Consider the following 15,413-nt stretch of genomic DNA (forward strand, 5'->3'; position numbering starts at 1 on the left):
CGCTTCCTGTGGCCGGGCTGGGAGTCCTCGCATGTGGCCGCGACGGCGCGGACGAGCAGCGTACGGTGATGGACAAGTCCGGCTTTCTGGGTCAAATGCCTCACCGCTGTATTCCTGGGACGCCGGTGTCGAGACGGGCGAGGGGAAGGAGCGGTCGGTGATCCATCTGGCCTACCTGGACGCGGGATCGGGCAGCCTCATCGTGCAGGCCGTCGTCGGCGGGGTGGCCGGCGCCGCCGTCGCCGCCAAGCTCTACTGGCGGCGGCTGGTCGACCGGTTCCGCCGGCAACCCAGCGACCAGCGGTAGCGGTCGCAGCGACCATGACGACCTCACCCACCGGGGTACGCCCCGAGCCCGCCTCCTTCCGCGACCCCGCCAACCGGGTCTTCCACGTCGGCGACGAGGTGTTGCGCGGGCTCGACGCCCAGGCCGCCGAGCACTGGCGCACCCTCGCGGCCAGCCCGTTCTTCCCCGCCCTCGTCTCGGCGGGAAAGGTCTGCGCCACCGAGGACGCCCCGCCGACGCTGGCACCCGCCGGCTCCGGGTGGGCGGCGGTCCTGCGCCACGAGCGCATCCCGTTCGTCTCCCACCCGTACGAGTGGTCCTTCGGCATGCTGCGCGACGCCGCGCTGCTGCACCTGGAGATCCTGCGGACCGCTCTCGCCGACGGCTTCACCACCAAGGACGGCTCTGCCTACAACCTCCAGTTCAGGGGCGCGAAGCCGGTCTTCATCGACATCGGCTCCTTCGAGCCGGTGCGTGACGGCGAAGCGTGGGCCGGCTACCGGCAGTTCTGCCAGACCGTGCTCTATCCGCTGCTGCTCACCGCGCACCTGGGCGTGGACTTCCAGCCCTGGCTGCGCGCCCAGGTCGACGGCATCGAGGCCGAGCAGTTGCGCCCCCTCTTCGGCGGCACCCGCCGGCTACGCCCCGGCGTCCTGACCCACGTGCACCTGCACGCCGCGATGCAGCAGCGCAACGCCGCCGCCAGCACCAACGACGTCAAGGCCCAACTCCGGGCCGCCGGCTACTCGCGCCAGTTGCAGGTGGCCACGGTACGCGGCATCGAGAAGCTGGTCCGCCGGTTGGAGCACCGCCCCGCCGGCAGCCACTGGTCGGACTACCAGCGCACCTGCGGCTACTCGGCACGCGACCGAATCGCCAAGGAGCAGTTCGTGGTCGCCGCGGTGGCCGCCGCCGGACGACCGCGCCTGGTGCTCGACCTGGGCGCCAACGACGGCCGGTACGCCCGACTGGCCGCCGGGCACGCCGACTACGTGGTCGCCGTCGAGCAGGACCCGGCCGTCGTCGACGAGCTGTACCGGGCGCTGCGCTCCGAGGGGCAGCACCGCATCCTGCCGCTGGTGGTCGACCTGGCCGACCCGTCCCCCGGCGGCGGCTGGCGCGGCGTCGAGCGCGCCGGCTTCGCGCAACGCGCGTCGGCGGACGTCGTCCTCGCCCTGGCCCTGGCGCACCACCTGGCCATCGGCCGCAACGTGCCGCTGCCGGAGGTCGTCGACTGGCTGGCCGGGCTGACCGCGCCCAGCGGGGCCGTGGTGGTCGAGTTCGTCCACCCGGACGACCCGATGGCCGCCCGGCTGCTGGCCAACAAGCCTCGGGGCCTCTTCCCGGACTACCGGCGCGACACCTTCGAACGGCTCCTCGCCGCCCGGGGCCGGATCACCGACCGGCTGGAACTGCCCTCGGGCACCCGCACGCTCTACCGGACGGTGATGGGTGGCTGACCCGGCCGTCGAGTCCCTACCCGAACGGGTGCGGTGGGACCGGGGTTGGAGGGGCGAGCTGGGTCGACTGCTGGAGATCGTCGCGCTCGTCGGACTGGTCGTCACCCAGCCGCTGCTGGACGTGCTCGGGCGCAGCCCCGACTTCTTCCTCTTCCACCGCGCCGACACCGGCCAGATCCTGCTGCTGGTCGCCCTGGTGGCGCTCGTACCCACCGTGCCCGTGGCGGCGCTCGGCCTGCTCAGTCGACTCGCCGGCCGGACCGCCCGCGCGTTCACCCACACCACGCTTGTCGGCCTGCTGCTCGCCGCCCTCGCCGTGCAGGTGGGCCGGCACACGATGCCGGTTCGGGGCGTACCCCTGCTGGTTCTTGCCGGTCTGATCGGTGTGGCCGGCGCGGCGGCGCACCGGCGGTGGCGGGCCCCGGGCCGCGCACTGCGACTGGCCGCCGCCGGGCCGGTGGCGTTCGTGGCGCTGTTCCTGTTCGTCTCGCCCACCTCGGCGGTCGTGCTGCCGCGCGGTGACGGCGGCGCGGTCGGCACCGCGCAGGGCGCGGCCGTGCACCCGCCGGTGGTCATGCTGATCCTCGACGAGCTGCCGCTGGTCAGTCTGCTCGGCGGCGACGGCCGGATCGACGCGGCACGGTTCCCGCACTTCGCCGAGCTGGCCGCAGGATCGACCTGGTACCGCAACGCCACCGGGGTCAGCGGCTGGACGCCCTACGCGCTGCCGGCGATGCTCACCGGCCGTTACCCGGCGCGGGCGGTCGCGCCGCACTACTCGCAGTACCCGGACAACCTCTTCACCGCCTTCGGCGGCCTGTACGACGTCCAGGCCCAGGAGAGCATCACCCGGCTCTGCCCACCCAGCCGCTGCGAGCAGCCAGTCGCCCCCGAGCAGGGCCTCGGCGTGCTGGTGAAGGAGACCGGCCAGCTGCTCGGCAGGGTCGCCGGGCCGACCGAGAGCACTGTCGACCCGGAGGACTCCTACCGGGAACAGACGCGGGTCGAGGCCGGTCTGGACGCCGCCGAGCCGGTGCCGGCCGACCCGAAGTTCCGCTGGGACAGCCTCGACGACAACCAACCCGCCCGGTTCACCAGCTTCCTCGCCGGGCTGAAGCCGCAGCCCCGACCCGCCCTGCACTTCCTGCACCTGCTGATGCCGCACTCCCCGTGGGCGTACCTGCCCTCGGGCGCGCGCTACGACGCCCCCGAGGACCTGCCCAACGACGGCGCAGGCTGGGTCGAGCTGGCCCGCCAACGCCACCTCGCCCAGCTCGGCTACACCGACCGGCTGATCGGCGAAACGCTGCGGACGCTGCGGGCCAGCGGCCTCTACGACCAGGCCCTCGTCGTCGTCACCGCCGACCACGGCGTGAGCTTCCGGCCGGGCGCGCAGGGCCGGGGGATGGACGCCATCAAGGCCGCTGCCGGCGAGGTCGCCTGGGTGCCGATGTTCGTCAAGGAACCACGGCAGCAGACCGGCCGGGTGGACGACCGCAACTGGGAACACGTCGACCTGCTGCCCACCGTCGCCGACGAGGCCGGCATCCGACTGCCCTGGCGGGTGGACGGCCGCTCCGCCCGACAGACCCCGCGCGCCGACGCCACGAAACACTTCTACGACACCCCCGGCGAGGCGGTCACCTTCGCCGGCGGGGTGCCCACACCACCGCCGCTGCCCACACCGCACCCCCTGGTCGGCACCGAGGTACGCGCCGGCCCGACCGGGGGCAGCGCCACGGTCGCCGACCTGGCCGCGTTCCGGGCCACCGATCCGGACACCGGCACCCTCCCGGCGCTCGTCTGGGGTGACGTGCCGGACGCGATACCGGACGGCACGCTGCTGGCCGTCGCCGTCAACGGGCGGATCGGCGCGGTGGTCCCGGTGGTGCCGACGGACCCGGGCGGGCGCCGCTTCGCCGCGCTGCTCACCGACGACCGGCTGTTCCACGCCGGCACCAACCAGCTCGACGTCTACCAGGTCACGGCCGATACGACGCTGCGCCGCCTGACGCTGTCCTGAGCTGGCGGTGTCGCGCTGGTTCCGGCCGGCCGTCGAGGGCTCCCGACTGCCGGGATTCGGGGTTTCCCGGCCTCCAGGTCGGGAATCGGGTGACGCATACCTCACCGCCGAACCACGGCGGGCGGTGTCCCCCGGACCGCAATTACGGTAGAAGCGAAGGCAATTCAACGTAGATCTGCCGGCGAAGCGAGGAACCACATGACGGAAGTCAAGCTCGACCACCCCGGCGGGCAGCTGTCGATGCCGGTGCATTCCGCGGTCGAGGGCCCCGCTGGTATCGGGGTGAGCAAGCTGTTGAAGGAAACCGGGATGACGACGTACGACCCCGGTTTCGTCAACACCGCGGCTGCCTCATCCGCGATCACCTACATCGACGGCGACGCGGGCATCCTGCGTTACCGGGGGTACCCGATCGAGCAGCTGGCCGAGAAGTCCTCCTTCCTGGAGGTCTCGTACCTGCTCATCTACGGCGAGCTGCCCACCGAGCAGCAGCTGACCGAGTTCACCGAGTGGATCCGGCGGCACTCGCTGCTGCACGAGGAGATGCGTCGCTTCTTCGACGGCTTCCCCCGGGACGCCCACCCGATGGCGGTGCTGTCGTCGGCGGTGAGCGCCCTGTCGACCTTCTACCAGGACAGCCTGGACCCGTTCGACTCCGAGCACGTGGAGATCTCCACGGTCCGGCTCATGGCGAAGGTCCCCACCATCGCCTCGTACGCGTACAAGAAGTCCATCGGCCAGCCGCTGCTGTACCCGGACAACTCCCTCGGGTACGTGGACAACCTGCTGCGTATGACGTTCGGTGTGCCGGCGGAGCCGTACGAGGTCGACCCGGTGATGTCGAAGGTGCTGGACATGCTCTTCGTCCTGCACGCCGACCACGAGCAGAACTGCTCCACGTCGACCGTCCGCCTGGTCGGCTCCAGCAACGCCAACCTGTTCGCCTCCGTCTCGGCGGGCGTGAACGCGCTGTTCGGGCCCCTGCACGGCGGGGCCAACCAGGCGGTGCTGGAGATGCTCCAGCAGATCCACGCCGGTGACGGCGACGTCCGGTCCTTCGTCCGCAAGGTCAAGGACAAGCAGGACGGCGTCAAGCTGATGGGCTTCGGCCACCGGGTCTACAAGAACTACGACCCGCGGGCGGCGATCGTCAAGAAGGCCGCGCAGGACGTGCTGGGCCGGATGGCCAAGCCGGACCCGCTGCTGGACATCGCCATGGAGCTGGAGGAGATCGCGCTCGCCGACGACTTCTTCGTCTCCCGGCGGCTCTACCCGAACGTGGACTTCTACACCGGCCTGATCTACAAGGCCATGGGCTTCCCCACGAAGATGTTCACGGTGCTGTTCGCGCTGGGCCGGCTCCCCGGCTGGATCGCCCAGTGGCGCGAGATGATCAGCGACCCGGAGACCAAGATCGGCCGTCCGCGGCAGGTCTACGTCGGTGCCCCCGAGCGGGACTACGTCCCGTCCAACGAGCGCTGACCTCCGCTTCTCCGCTTCTCCGCTTCTCCGTACGACCGCAGGCCGTCGACCCGATCCGGGTCGGCGGCCTGCGCCGTCCGGGCCGAAACCTCGACCAAGGGTTCAGAAGGCGGAAAGGTCGCGGGCTCGCTCGCTGCGGCTCAGCGCGCCGATCAGCGCGGACTGACCGTGCCGGCGGACGGCCAGCCGCACCAGCAGGTCGCGTACGGGGTCGAAGACCTCCGCCGGAAAGACGGGTGTGGGCACTCCGACGCTGACCGCGAGGTCGTCGGAGTGCACGACGATCTCCAACTGGCGCGTGAGCAGGAAGTCGGCGCGGCGCAGGGACCAGCCCTGCCACGGGATCGGCACCACGTCGAGGGCGCCTCCCCGGGGCAGCAGGTCGCTGACCTGTGCCAGCGCCTTTCCAGAGCGGGCGTGCAGGTCCGCCGGGCCGCGCAACGCGTCGGCCTCGTCCGGGCCCTTGGCGACGGCGTCCTCGTCGGGAGTGCCCTCGGTGACCCAGGCGGCCCGCTCGTAGTGGCTGTCGGCCGATTCGAGCGTGGGCAGGTCGGTGGTCGTCGGCAGCAGCTCCGCCGCCCGTACGGCCTGCCGCCCGAGATGGCACGCCAGCGCCCCCACGGACAGGTGCGGCAGGGCGCTCGGTTGCGACCACTGCGCGGACACCTCGGGGTGCCGGATCAGGTCCAGTGCGATCGTGGCGGCGACCGGGAAGGCGGAATCGAGGGCGTCGACAGGTCGAGACATCCGCACATTCTGGCAGGGTGCGCCGCGCTCCGGGGTGACCGCCGGCGGGGGACCAAGGGTGTGCACGTCGTCCTTTGCTCTGCTTCAGCCCAGGAAACGGCTGACGTCCGATAATCGGACACGGTCTGTTTCCTTGGGTGAAGCAGAGCAAAGGATGCGAGGAGGGCGAGGGGGAGGGCGAGGGCGAGGGGGAGGGCGAGGGGCGGCGTCGTCCGGCGTGCGGCATCGAGGGGCGTGCGGTGACCGACTCGGCCTACGGGAAGTCGGGGTGTCCAGGTGGTGTGGACACCCCGACTTCACGGAACGCGAGTCGAGCAGGCAGACGCGGGTGGATCAGGGCGAGCGGAGGCCTCTTAGCGGAGGCCGGCGGCAGCCAGCAGGTTGCCTTCGGGCAGCGCGGGGAGGGCCCGGCCCTGGGACATGCGCTGTTCGGCACGCTCCGCCGTGAAGGTGGCGTCGTTGGCGATGGCGGCGCCGTAGCTGGCGGCGGTGCGCTGGGCGATGGCGGACCAGCCGTACTGGTCGTGGACCGTCCGGCGGGCGCGGCGGGCCATGGCGCGGGCACGTTCACGGTCGGACAGCAGCGCGTCGACGGCGTCGGCGAGGCTGTCCGGGTCGTGGGGGCGGAACGTCATCCCGGTCGCGCCCGGCTCCACGATCTCGGCGAGGCCACCGGTGGCGGCGACGGCCAGGGGCGCTCCGGCGGCGGCACCTTCGAGGGCGACCATGCCGAACGGCTCGTAGATGCTCGGCACGGCGAAGCAGTCGGACGCCGCCATCAGCGCCGGCAGGTCGTTGCCGCCCAGGAAGCCCGGCATGGTCACCATGTCACCGAGGCCGTGGCGGTGCACCTCGGCCTCCAGCTCGGCCCGGTACGGGCCGTCGCCGGCGATCACCGCGCGCAGCCCAGGGTGGCGCTCCCGCAGGCGGGGCAGGGCGGCGATGAGATGCTGGACGCCCTTCTCGTACACCAGCCGACCGGCGAAGGTCACCAGCGGGCCGTCCCCGGCGAACCGGGCACGCGCCGCGGCCACGTCTCGCGCCGGCACCTTCCAGCGGTACGACTCGACGCCGTTGGCGACCACGTCGACGCGTCCGGCCGGTACGCCGAACAGGGCGTTGACCTCGTCACGCATGTAGCCGGAGCAGACGATGACCCGGTTGGACTCGCTGCTGAGCCACTGCTCGACGCCGTGGATGGTGCGGTTCATCTCCTCGGGCAGCCAGCCCTGGTGCCGGCCCGCCTCGGTGGCGTGGATGGTGCTGACGAGGGGGATGTCCAGGTGGTCGCGCAACGTCATCGCGGTGTGCGCGACGAGCCAGTCGTGGGCGTGGATGACGTCGTACGCGCCGGCCTGGGTGGCGCGCAGGGCGGTGCGGGTGAGGGTGTGGTTGAACGCCATGGTCCAGGCCAGCAGCGAGCCGGTGGCCAGGGGGAAGGCGACGGGGTCTTCGGGGGCGCGCAGGATGCGGACGCCGTCGGCGTACTCCTCCAGGGGTGCGCCCTCGGCGTGGCGCGTGACGACGGTGACCTCGTGCCCGGCGGCGGCCAGGGCGACGGACAGGGCGTGGACGTGGCGGCCGAGGCCACCGACGAGCACCGGCGGGTACTCCCACGACAGCATGAGGATGCGACGGGTCTGCGGCGGCACACCGGGACCGGGCTGCGTCGGCACGACCGCACCGGGCTGCGTCGGAACGACAGCGGCGGAGCCGGAGGACGCGGATAGCGGGTGTCGAGAGGTGAGGGTGGGCCGGTGGGTTCGGTCCTTGGTAGCAGCGAGCTGCTCATCGACCCGCAGGGTCGTCACATCTATCTCCGTCCAGGCATGGTGAGGCGCGCCGGCGTCAGTGGCGGCGGAGAGGGGGGTAAGGGGGTGGCCGAGGGCCGAGCGGGACGCGCTGGCGCGTGTCCCCGACAAGCAAAGGCCATTCGGCGCGGGTTCGCATCTCCAAAACGGCCATGGTGACGGAAGACACCTGAGGGTGTAGCGCTCATCAGACGGGTGGATTCCGGTCACCGCCTGAAAGGATGGATTGGCGCGCCCGGGGCGGGGGCACTACCGGCTTGCGCGCGGGCGGCTGCGGCCGGTGCGCACATCACCATGGCTTGAGGGAGCGACATGCAGGTCTGGCCGGGCGAGCGGTATCCACTGGGCGCCACCTACGACGGGATGGGCACCAACTTCGCCATCTTCTCCGAGGTGGCCGAGCGGATCGAGCTGTGCCTGTTCGACGAGTGGGACACCGGTGCCGAGCGCCGCGTCGAGCTGCGGGAGGTCGACGCGTACGTCTGGCACGCGTACCTGCCCGGCATCGAGCCGGGGCAGCGCTACGGCTACCGGGTGTACGGGCCGTACGACCCGGCGAACGGGTTGCGCTGCAACCCGAACAAGCTGCTGCTCGACCCGTACGCCAAGGCCGTCGACGGTGACGTGACGTGGGACCCGGCGGTGTACGACTACGAGCTGGGTGACCCGGAGCGGATGAACGAGACCGACTCGGCGCCGTTCATGCCGAAGTCGGTGGTGGTGAACCCGTACTTCGACTGGGGCAACGACAAGCCGCCGCGCACCCCGTACCACCACTCGGTGATCTACGAGGCGCACGTACGCGGGCTGACGATGCGGCACCCGGACATCCCGGAGGAGCTACGCGGCACGTACGCGGGGATCGCCTCCCCGCCGATGATCGAGCACCTGACCCGGCTCGGGGTGACGGCGATCGAGCTGATGCCGGTGCACGAGTTCGTGCACGACCACCGGCTCGTCGATCTGGGCCTGCGCAACTACTGGGGTTACAACACGATCGGCTTCTTCGCCCCGCACCACGGTTACTCGGCGCTCGGTCACCTCGGGCAGCAGGTGCAGGAGTTCCGGGGCATGGTCAAGGCGCTGCACGCGGCGGGCATCGAGGTCATCCTCGACGTGGTCTACAACCACACCGCCGAGGGCAACCACCTCGGGCCGACGTTGAGCTTCAAGGGTGTGGACGCGCCGAGCTACTACCGGCTCAGCGAGGAGGACCGGCGCTACTTCGTCGACTACACGGGCACCGGCAACAGCCTGAACGTGCGCAGCCCGCACTCCCTGCAACTGATCATGGATTCGTTGCGGTACTGGGTGACCGAGATGCACGTCGACGGCTTCCGGTTCGACCTGGCGGCCACGCTGGCCCGCGAGTTCTACGAGGTGGACCGGCTGTCCACGTTCTTCGAGGTGGTGCAGCAGGACCCGGTGGTCAGCCAGGTGAAGCTGATCGCCGAGCCGTGGGACGTTGGCCCGGGCGGTTACCAGGTGGGCAACTTCCCGCCGCTGTGGACGGAGTGGAACGGCAAGTACCGGGACACCGTGCGGGACTTCTGGCGCGGTGAGCCGGCCACCCTGGCCGAGTTCGCGTCGCGCATCTCCGGCTCCGCCGACCTCTACCAGGACGACGGCCGCCGCCCGTTCCACAGCATCAACTTCGTGACCGTGCACGACGGGTTCACGCTCACCGACCTGGTGTCGTACAACGACAAGCACAACGAGGCCAACGGCGAGGACAACCGGGACGGCGAGAGCCACAACCGGTCGTGGAACTGCGGCGTGGAGGGCGACACCGACGACGAGGCGGTGCTCGCCCTGCGGGCCAAGCAGCGGCGCAACTTCCTGGCCACGATCCTGCTGTCGCAGGGTGTGCCGATGATCGGGCACGGCGACGAGTTGGGGCGTACCCAGCACGGCAACAACAACGTGTACTGCCAGGACAGCGAGCTGGCCTGGGTCGACTGGGACAACGCCGACGAGCAGTTGTTGGAGTTCGTGCGCACGCTCACCGACTTCCGCAAGCGCCACCAGGTGTTCCGCCGTCGCCGGTTCTTCACCGGCCTGCCCGTCGGTGGGCGGGACGTGGACGCGCCCCTGCCGGACCTGGCCTGGCACACCCCGGACGGGCGGGAGATGACCGGCGACGACTGGGGCAACGACTTCGGCCGGTCGGTGGCGCTGTTCGTCAACGGCGAGGGCATCCGCGAGCGGGGCCAGTACGGCCAGAAGCACCACGACGCCTCGTTCCTGCTCTGCTTCAACGCCCACGACGCGCCGTTGGACTTCACGATGCCCGGCAGCGAGTACGGGCAGAAGTGGGAACGGGTGATCAGCACGGCCGACCCCGAGCCGGACGACGCCACGGTGATCAGCGCGGGCGGCACCATCCGGGTGCCGGACCGCTCGCTTGTCGTGTTGGAGAGGATGATCTGACATGCCGGCCACCCCTCCGAAGGCCACCTACCGCGTCCAGGTCCGCCCCGGTTTCGACCTGGACGCGACCGCCGCGATCGTCGACTATCTGCACGACCTCGGCGTCAGCCACCTCTACACCGCCCCGCTGCTGGCCGCGACGCCCGGCTCGCAGCACGGCTACGACGTCGTCGACCACCGGACCGTCAACCCGGAGCTGGGCGGGGAGGCCGCCCGGCAGCGGCTGGTGCGCGCCCTGCGCGACAAGCGGCTCGGCCTGGTCGTCGACATCGTGCCGAACCACGCCGGGGTCGCCGTACCGCCGGCCAACCCGGCCTGGTGGGACGTGCTGCGCCGGGGGCGCGACTCGTCGTACGCCGACTGGTTCGACATCGACTGGGACCGGGGCCGGCTGCTGCTCCCGGTGCTGGCCGACGACGCGGCCGCCCTGGACGACCTGAAGGTCGTCGACGGCGAGCTGCGCTACCACGAGCACCGCTTCCCGGTCGCCGACGGCACCGGCGACGGCAGCGCCCGCGAGGTCCACGACCGGCAGCACTACGAGCTGGTCTCCTGGCGGCGCGGGGACGCCGAGTTGACGTACCGCCGGTTCTTCGCCATCGCGGGCCTGGCGGGCCTGCGGGTGGAGGACCCGGCGGTGTTCGCCGCCGTGCACGAGCTGATCCTGCGCTGGGCCGCCGACGGTGAGGTCGACGGCATCCGCGTCGACCACCCGGACGGCCTGCGCGACCCCGCCGGCTACCTCGCGCGGCTGCGCGCGGCCGCGCCGGACGCCTGGCTCGTGGTGGAGAAGATCCTGGAGTACGGCGAGGAGCTGCCGGACTGGCCGGTGGACGGCACCACCGGGTACGACGCTCTCGCCGCCGTGAACGGGCTCTTCGTCGACACCGACGCCGAGGGCGACTTCACGGTGCTGGACAGCCGGCTGACCGGGCAGCGCACCTCGTGGGAGGACCTGACCCACTCCACGAAGCTGGCCGCCGCCACGACGCTGCTCGCCGCCGAGCTGACCCGGCTCGCCGCGCTCGCCCCCGAGGTGCCCACCGAGCAGGCTCGCGAGGCGCTCGCCGAGCTGGCCGCGGTGTTCCCGGTCTACCGGGGTTACCCGCCGCACGGCATCCGGCACCTCGCCGCCGCCCGCTCCGAGGCCGGCCGTCGCCGCCCCGACCTGACCGGCGCCCTGGACGCGATCACCCGCCGGCTGCGCGACCCCGACGACGAGCTGGGCATGCGGTTCCCGCAGCTCACCGGCGCGGTCATGGCGAAGGGCGTCGAGGACACCGCCTTCTACCGGTGGACGCGCTTCGTGGCGCTCAACGAGGTCGGCGGCAGTCCCGCCCACTTCGGGGTGCCGCCGGCGGAGTTCCACCGCTTCGCCGGCGCCCGCCAGGTCCGCTGGCCCGCCAGCCAGACCACCCTCTCCACCCACGACACCAAGCGCGGCGAGGACGTCCGCGCCCGCCTCGCCGTGCTCAGCGAGCTGCCGGCTCAGTGGGCGGAGCAGGTCACAACCTGGATGGAGTACGCGCCGCTGCCCGACCCGGCGTTCGCCCACCTGCTCTGGCAGACGGCCGTCGGCGCGTGGCCGATCGAGCGGGAGCGGCTGCACGCGTACGCGGAGAAGGCCGCCCGGGAGGCCGCGGCCTCGACCAGTTGGGCGGACCCGGACGCGGGCTTCGAGCAGGCCATGCACGCGGTCATCGACCGCATGTACGACGACCCGGCGCTGCACGACGAGCTGACCGAACTCGCCGCCGCGATCACCCCGGCCGGCTGGTGCAACTCGCTCGGGCAGAAGCTGATCCAGCTCACCATGCCCGGTGTGCCGGACACCTACCAGGGCACCGAGCTGTGGGACAACTCCCTGGTCGACCCGGACAATCGCCGGCCGGTCGACTTCGACGTACGCCGAGAGATGCTGGCACGGCTCGACGGCGGCTGGCGTCCCCCGGTCGACACCGACGGAGCGGCGAAGCTGCTCGTCGTGTCGCGGACGCTGCGCCTGCGGCGGGCGCACCCGGAGCTGTTCACCGGCTACCGGCCGGTGCCGGCGCACGGGCCGGTCGGCCGACACGTGGTGGCCTTCGACCGGGGTGGCGTGATCGCCGTGGCGACCCGGCTGCCGCTCGGCCTGGCACGTGCCGGTGGCTGGTGTGACACAGCTCTGTCGCTTGGTGTTAACGAGGTGAAGGACCTGTTCACCGGTCGGGTCTACAGTGGCGGGGAGGTCCCGTTGGACAATCTCCTCGCGGACTATCCCGTTGCTCTGCTGGCTCCTCCCACCGCTGCCGAGGAGGCCTCGTCATGACCGAATTCTCCGTCTGGGCACCCGACGCGAGCCGGGTGCGCCTGCGCCTGGCCGGCGACACCGACCACGACATGCGCGCCGCCGCCGACGGCTGGTGGACTGTCGACGTGCCCGACGCGGGCCTCGACTACTCCTTCCTGCTGAACGATGACGAAATCGCACTGCCCGACCCCCGCTCGCCGTGGCAGCCTGCGGGTGTGCACGGGCCGAGCCGCCGCTACGACCACAGCGCCTACGCGTGGTCCGACAGCGGGTGGACGGGCCGGCAACTGCCCGGCAGCGTCCTCTACGAGCTGCACATCGGCACCTTCACCCCCGAGGGCACCTTCGACGCGGCCATCGACCGCCTCGACCACCTCGTCGCCCTCGGTGTCGACCTGGTCGAACTGCTCCCGGTCAACGCCTTCAACGGCGAACACAACTGGGGGTACGACGGCGTCTGCTGGTACGCCCCGCACGAGCCCTACGGCGGCCCCGACGGCCTGAAACGGTTCGTCGACGCCGCTCATGCTCGCGGTTTGGGGGTGATCCTGGACGTCGTCTACAACCATTTCGGGCCCTCCGGGGCCTACGCGCCACGGTTCGGCCCCTACCTCGCCGAGCAGAGCAACAGTTGGGGCCGCTCGATCAACCTCGACGGCCCGCACTCCGACGAGGTACGCCGCTACATCAGCGACAGCGTGCTCATGTGGCTGCGCGACTACCACGTCGACGGGTTGCGCCTGGACGCTGTGCACGCGCTGCCGGACACCCGGGCGGTGCCTCTGCTTGAAGAGTTGGCCGTTTCCGTCGAGTCGCTGTCGACCCATCTGGGGCGGCCGTTGTCGTTGATCGCCGAATCGGACCTCAACGATCCACGGCTGATCACGCCACGGGAGGCTGGCGGGTTCGGGCTGCACGCTCAGTGGAACGACGACGCCCACCACGCGCTGCACACGCTGCTGACGGGGGAGCGGCAGGGCTACTACGGGGACTTCGGCTCTTTGGAGACGCTGTCGGATGTGTTGACGGGTGGGTTCTTCCACGCGGGGACCTGGTCGAGCTTCCGTAACCGCCACCATGGGCGGCCGCTGGACTCGCGCGTCCCTGGTCACCGGCTGGTCGCCTACTTGCAGAACCACGACCAGATCGGCAACCGGGCCACCGGGGATCGGATCTCGGCCTCGCTGTCGTCCGCGCTCGTGCGGGTCGGGGCGATGCTGCTGCTGACGGCGCCCTTCACTCCGATGCTGTTCATGGGGGAGGAGTGGGCGGCCTCTACGCCGTGGCAGTTCTTCACCTCGCATCCGGAGCCGGAGTTGGCCTCTGCGGTGCGGACCGGGCGGCGGCGGGAGTTCGCGTCGCACGGGTGGCCGGAGGGGGACGTGCCCGATCCGCAGGACCCGGAGACGTTCGTACGGTCCCGGTTGGACTGGGCCGAGCTGGACAAGCCCGAGCATGCTTCGATGCTGGCGTTCTACCAGCGGTTGATCGCGTTGCGGCGGTCGGTGGCCGATCTGTCTGATCCTCGGATGCATGCTGTTTCTGTGCAGCACGGGGACCAGTTCCTGCTGATGCGGCGGGGGGACACGTTGGTTGTCGCCAACTTTGCTGGGCGGGGGCAGGGGGTGTCGCTGCCTGGGGTGGCTCGGCGGGTGCTCCTGGCCACCGGCGAGGGGGTCACCGTGATGCGGGACCGGATCGAGCTGCCAGCGGAGACAGCGGCGATCGTGGCCTTGTGATGTTGATGTCGAATCGCGTGATGGGGAATGCACGCGGATCGCGGCATGAGCGGGCACCCGACCTTGTTCACGTCAGTCCTGATGTAGGGGCGTGCGTCGGGCGCGCACGATTCGCTGCGTGATTCGCCATCCGGCTGCCGTTCGTTCGACAGTGTCTTCGTATGTAACGCTGCCGGTCGATCCATCCGCCATGACCCCTAATCCCTTGGACAGGGCCTTGACCGTGCCGTCCGCCGTCTCGCGTAGCACGATATTGGTCACGTGGTGGGCTACTGGATTGGCGTCGGCCAGTGCCAGGCCGGCTTCGCGGACTGCCGCGAGACCGACCAATTTGCCGCCGCCGAGAGCCGACACGTCGTAGACGACGTCTTCGGTGAACAGCGTCGACAGGCCGTCGAAATCGCCGCGATCTGTCAGGTGACCGTGCGAGTTGATCAGGTCCGTGATGGTGATCCGGTCATCCGTGGTTATGGGTGTCATGATTCCTCCGCACCCTAAATGGGGCACTCCCCGCTTAGCTGCCGGTACCGTATGCGGGGATGTCCCCGGATAGCAAGCGCGGCCCGCGCTCCGACGCGGCCCGTAACCGTGCGCGGCTCGTAGCCGCAGCCCGTGAAGCGCTGGCCGAGGCGGGCAACGACGTCGCCTTTGACGTGATCGCCCGACGCGCCGGTGTCGGAAACGCCACCCTGTACCGCCACTTCCCGACGCCCGCCGACCTGCTCGTAGCCGTCTACGCCGACGAGGTCGCCGCACTGTGCCAACGCGGCGAGCAGTTGTTGGAGTCTGCGGAGCCGATGGGCGCACTGTTCGCCTGGCTCGATGAATTCGTGGCGCACGTGGCCACCAAGCGTCCCCTTGCCCTCGCCGCGACGGAGGGCACCAGCGAACGCCGCACCACGCTATTCCGTGACTGGCACGCGTCGATCACCTCAATCGCCGATCGCCTTGTCCGACGCGCGCAGCCAGCACTCCGTTCCAACCTCACCGCAACTGACGTGCTGACCTTGGCCAGCGGAGCGGCCCTAACCGCCGAGGCCGCGCAGGCCCGCCGTCTGGTCGCACTACTGCGTACTGGCATTGCCGCTCCAACCGGCACCGGCTGAGGCTTCTTCCCACACCAGCCCGGCGGCGCGCTCATCGGC

General features: G+C 71.0%; 11 protein-coding genes. 8 read left to right on the forward strand and 3 right to left on the reverse strand.

All coding sequences use genetic code 11. From position 1 onward, the window contains the following. Nucleotides 1-157: 157 nt before the first annotated feature. From ABZU91_RS02805 to ABZU91_RS02820, 4 genes are all read left to right on the forward strand, one after another. A complete protein-coding gene (locus tag ABZU91_RS02805; RefSeq protein WP_355233233.1) occupies nucleotides 158-307 on the forward strand; it encodes a hypothetical protein in 150 nt (49 codons plus the stop codon). Nucleotides 308-321: 14 nt separating this feature from the next. After that, nucleotides 322-1,746 (forward strand): class I SAM-dependent methyltransferase, encoded by a 1,425-nt coding sequence (locus tag ABZU91_RS02810; RefSeq protein WP_355233234.1) that lies wholly within the window; start codon nucleotides 322-324, stop codon nucleotides 1,744-1,746. Further along, nucleotides 1,739-3,769 (forward strand): sulfatase-like hydrolase/transferase, encoded by a 2,031-nt coding sequence (locus tag ABZU91_RS02815; protein ID WP_355233235.1) that lies wholly within the window; start codon nucleotides 1,739-1,741, stop codon nucleotides 3,767-3,769. Before ABZU91_RS02810 ends, ABZU91_RS02815 begins: the two co-directional genes overlap by 8 nt. Before the next feature lie 198 nt (nucleotides 3,770-3,967). Further along, nucleotides 3,968-5,251 (forward strand): citrate synthase, encoded by a 1,284-nt coding sequence (locus tag ABZU91_RS02820; RefSeq protein WP_355233236.1) that lies wholly within the window; start codon nucleotides 3,968-3,970, stop codon nucleotides 5,249-5,251. A gap of 102 nt (nucleotides 5,252-5,353) precedes the next feature. On the opposite strand, the gene ABZU91_RS02825 is transcribed toward ABZU91_RS02820, so the two are convergent. After that, nucleotides 5,354-5,998, reverse strand: a complete 645-nt coding sequence (locus tag ABZU91_RS02825) for a maleylpyruvate isomerase N-terminal domain-containing protein (RefSeq protein ID WP_355233237.1) — start codon at nucleotides 5,996-5,998, stop codon at nucleotides 5,354-5,356. Between the two features lie 353 nt (nucleotides 5,999-6,351). Beyond that, nucleotides 6,352-7,809: a glycosyltransferase family 4 protein gene (locus ABZU91_RS02830; protein ID WP_355233238.1), complete on the reverse strand. Its 1,458-nt coding sequence runs from the start codon at nucleotides 7,807-7,809 to the stop codon at nucleotides 6,352-6,354. A gap of 312 nt (nucleotides 7,810-8,121) precedes the next feature. Here ABZU91_RS02830 and glgX point away from each other — a divergent pair, with 312 nt between their 5' ends. The 3 genes from glgX to treZ are packed head-to-tail and all read left to right on the forward strand — an operon-like array spanning nucleotide 8,122 to nucleotide 14,268. After that, nucleotides 8,122-10,239: a glycogen debranching protein GlgX gene (gene glgX / locus ABZU91_RS02835; RefSeq protein WP_355233239.1), complete on the forward strand. Its 2,118-nt coding sequence runs from the start codon at nucleotides 8,122-8,124 to the stop codon at nucleotides 10,237-10,239. 1 nt (nucleotide 10,240) lies between these two features. Beyond that, the gene (gene treY, locus ABZU91_RS02840) at nucleotides 10,241-12,547 is read left to right on the forward strand and encodes a malto-oligosyltrehalose synthase (RefSeq protein ID WP_355233240.1); all 2,307 of its coding nucleotides are present in this window, start codon (nucleotides 10,241-10,243) and stop codon (nucleotides 12,545-12,547) included. Then, entirely contained in the window at nucleotides 12,544-14,268 is a 1,725-nt protein-coding gene (gene treZ, locus ABZU91_RS02845; protein ID WP_355233241.1) for a malto-oligosyltrehalose trehalohydrolase, read from the forward strand. Before treY ends, treZ begins: the two co-directional genes overlap by 4 nt. 72 nt (nucleotides 14,269-14,340) lie before the next feature. On the opposite strand, the gene ABZU91_RS02850 is transcribed toward treZ, so the two are convergent. Beyond that, on the reverse strand, nucleotides 14,341-14,748 hold the full coding sequence (locus tag ABZU91_RS02850; RefSeq protein ID WP_355233242.1) for a nuclear transport factor 2 family protein: 408 nt from the start codon (nucleotides 14,746-14,748) through the stop codon (nucleotides 14,341-14,343). A 59-nt stretch (nucleotides 14,749-14,807) separates the two neighbouring features. Between ABZU91_RS02850 and ABZU91_RS02855 the strand changes: the two genes are divergently transcribed. Beyond that, nucleotides 14,808-15,374: a TetR/AcrR family transcriptional regulator gene (locus tag ABZU91_RS02855; RefSeq protein WP_355233243.1), complete on the forward strand. Its 567-nt coding sequence runs from the start codon at nucleotides 14,808-14,810 to the stop codon at nucleotides 15,372-15,374. Nucleotides 15,375-15,413: the final 39 nt, after the last annotated feature.

Source organism: Micromonospora sp. NPDC005174, assembly GCF_040608495.1.
GTDB lineage: Bacteria > Actinomycetota > Actinomycetes > Mycobacteriales > Micromonosporaceae > Micromonospora.

Coding starts and splice junctions, on each gene's coding strand:
- ABZU91_RS02810 (WP_355233234.1), top strand. CDS start 322: ATGACGACCTCACCCACCGGGGTACGCCCCGAGCCCGCCTCCTTCCGC.
- ABZU91_RS02825 (WP_355233237.1), bottom strand. CDS start 5,998: ATGTCTCGACCTGTCGACGCCCTCGATTCCGCCTTCCCGGTCGCCGCC.
- ABZU91_RS02850 (WP_355233242.1), bottom strand. CDS start 14,748: ATGACACCCATAACCACGGATGACCGGATCACCATCACGGACCTGATC.
- treY (WP_355233240.1), top strand. CDS start 10,241: ATGCCGGCCACCCCTCCGAAGGCCACCTACCGCGTCCAGGTCCGCCCC.
- glgX (WP_355233239.1), top strand. CDS start 8,122: ATGCAGGTCTGGCCGGGCGAGCGGTATCCACTGGGCGCCACCTACGAC.
- ABZU91_RS02855 (WP_355233243.1), top strand. CDS start 14,808: ATGTCCCCGGATAGCAAGCGCGGCCCGCGCTCCGACGCGGCCCGTAAC.
- ABZU91_RS02820 (WP_355233236.1), top strand. CDS start 3,968: ATGACGGAAGTCAAGCTCGACCACCCCGGCGGGCAGCTGTCGATGCCG.
- treZ (WP_355233241.1), top strand. CDS start 12,544: ATGACCGAATTCTCCGTCTGGGCACCCGACGCGAGCCGGGTGCGCCTG.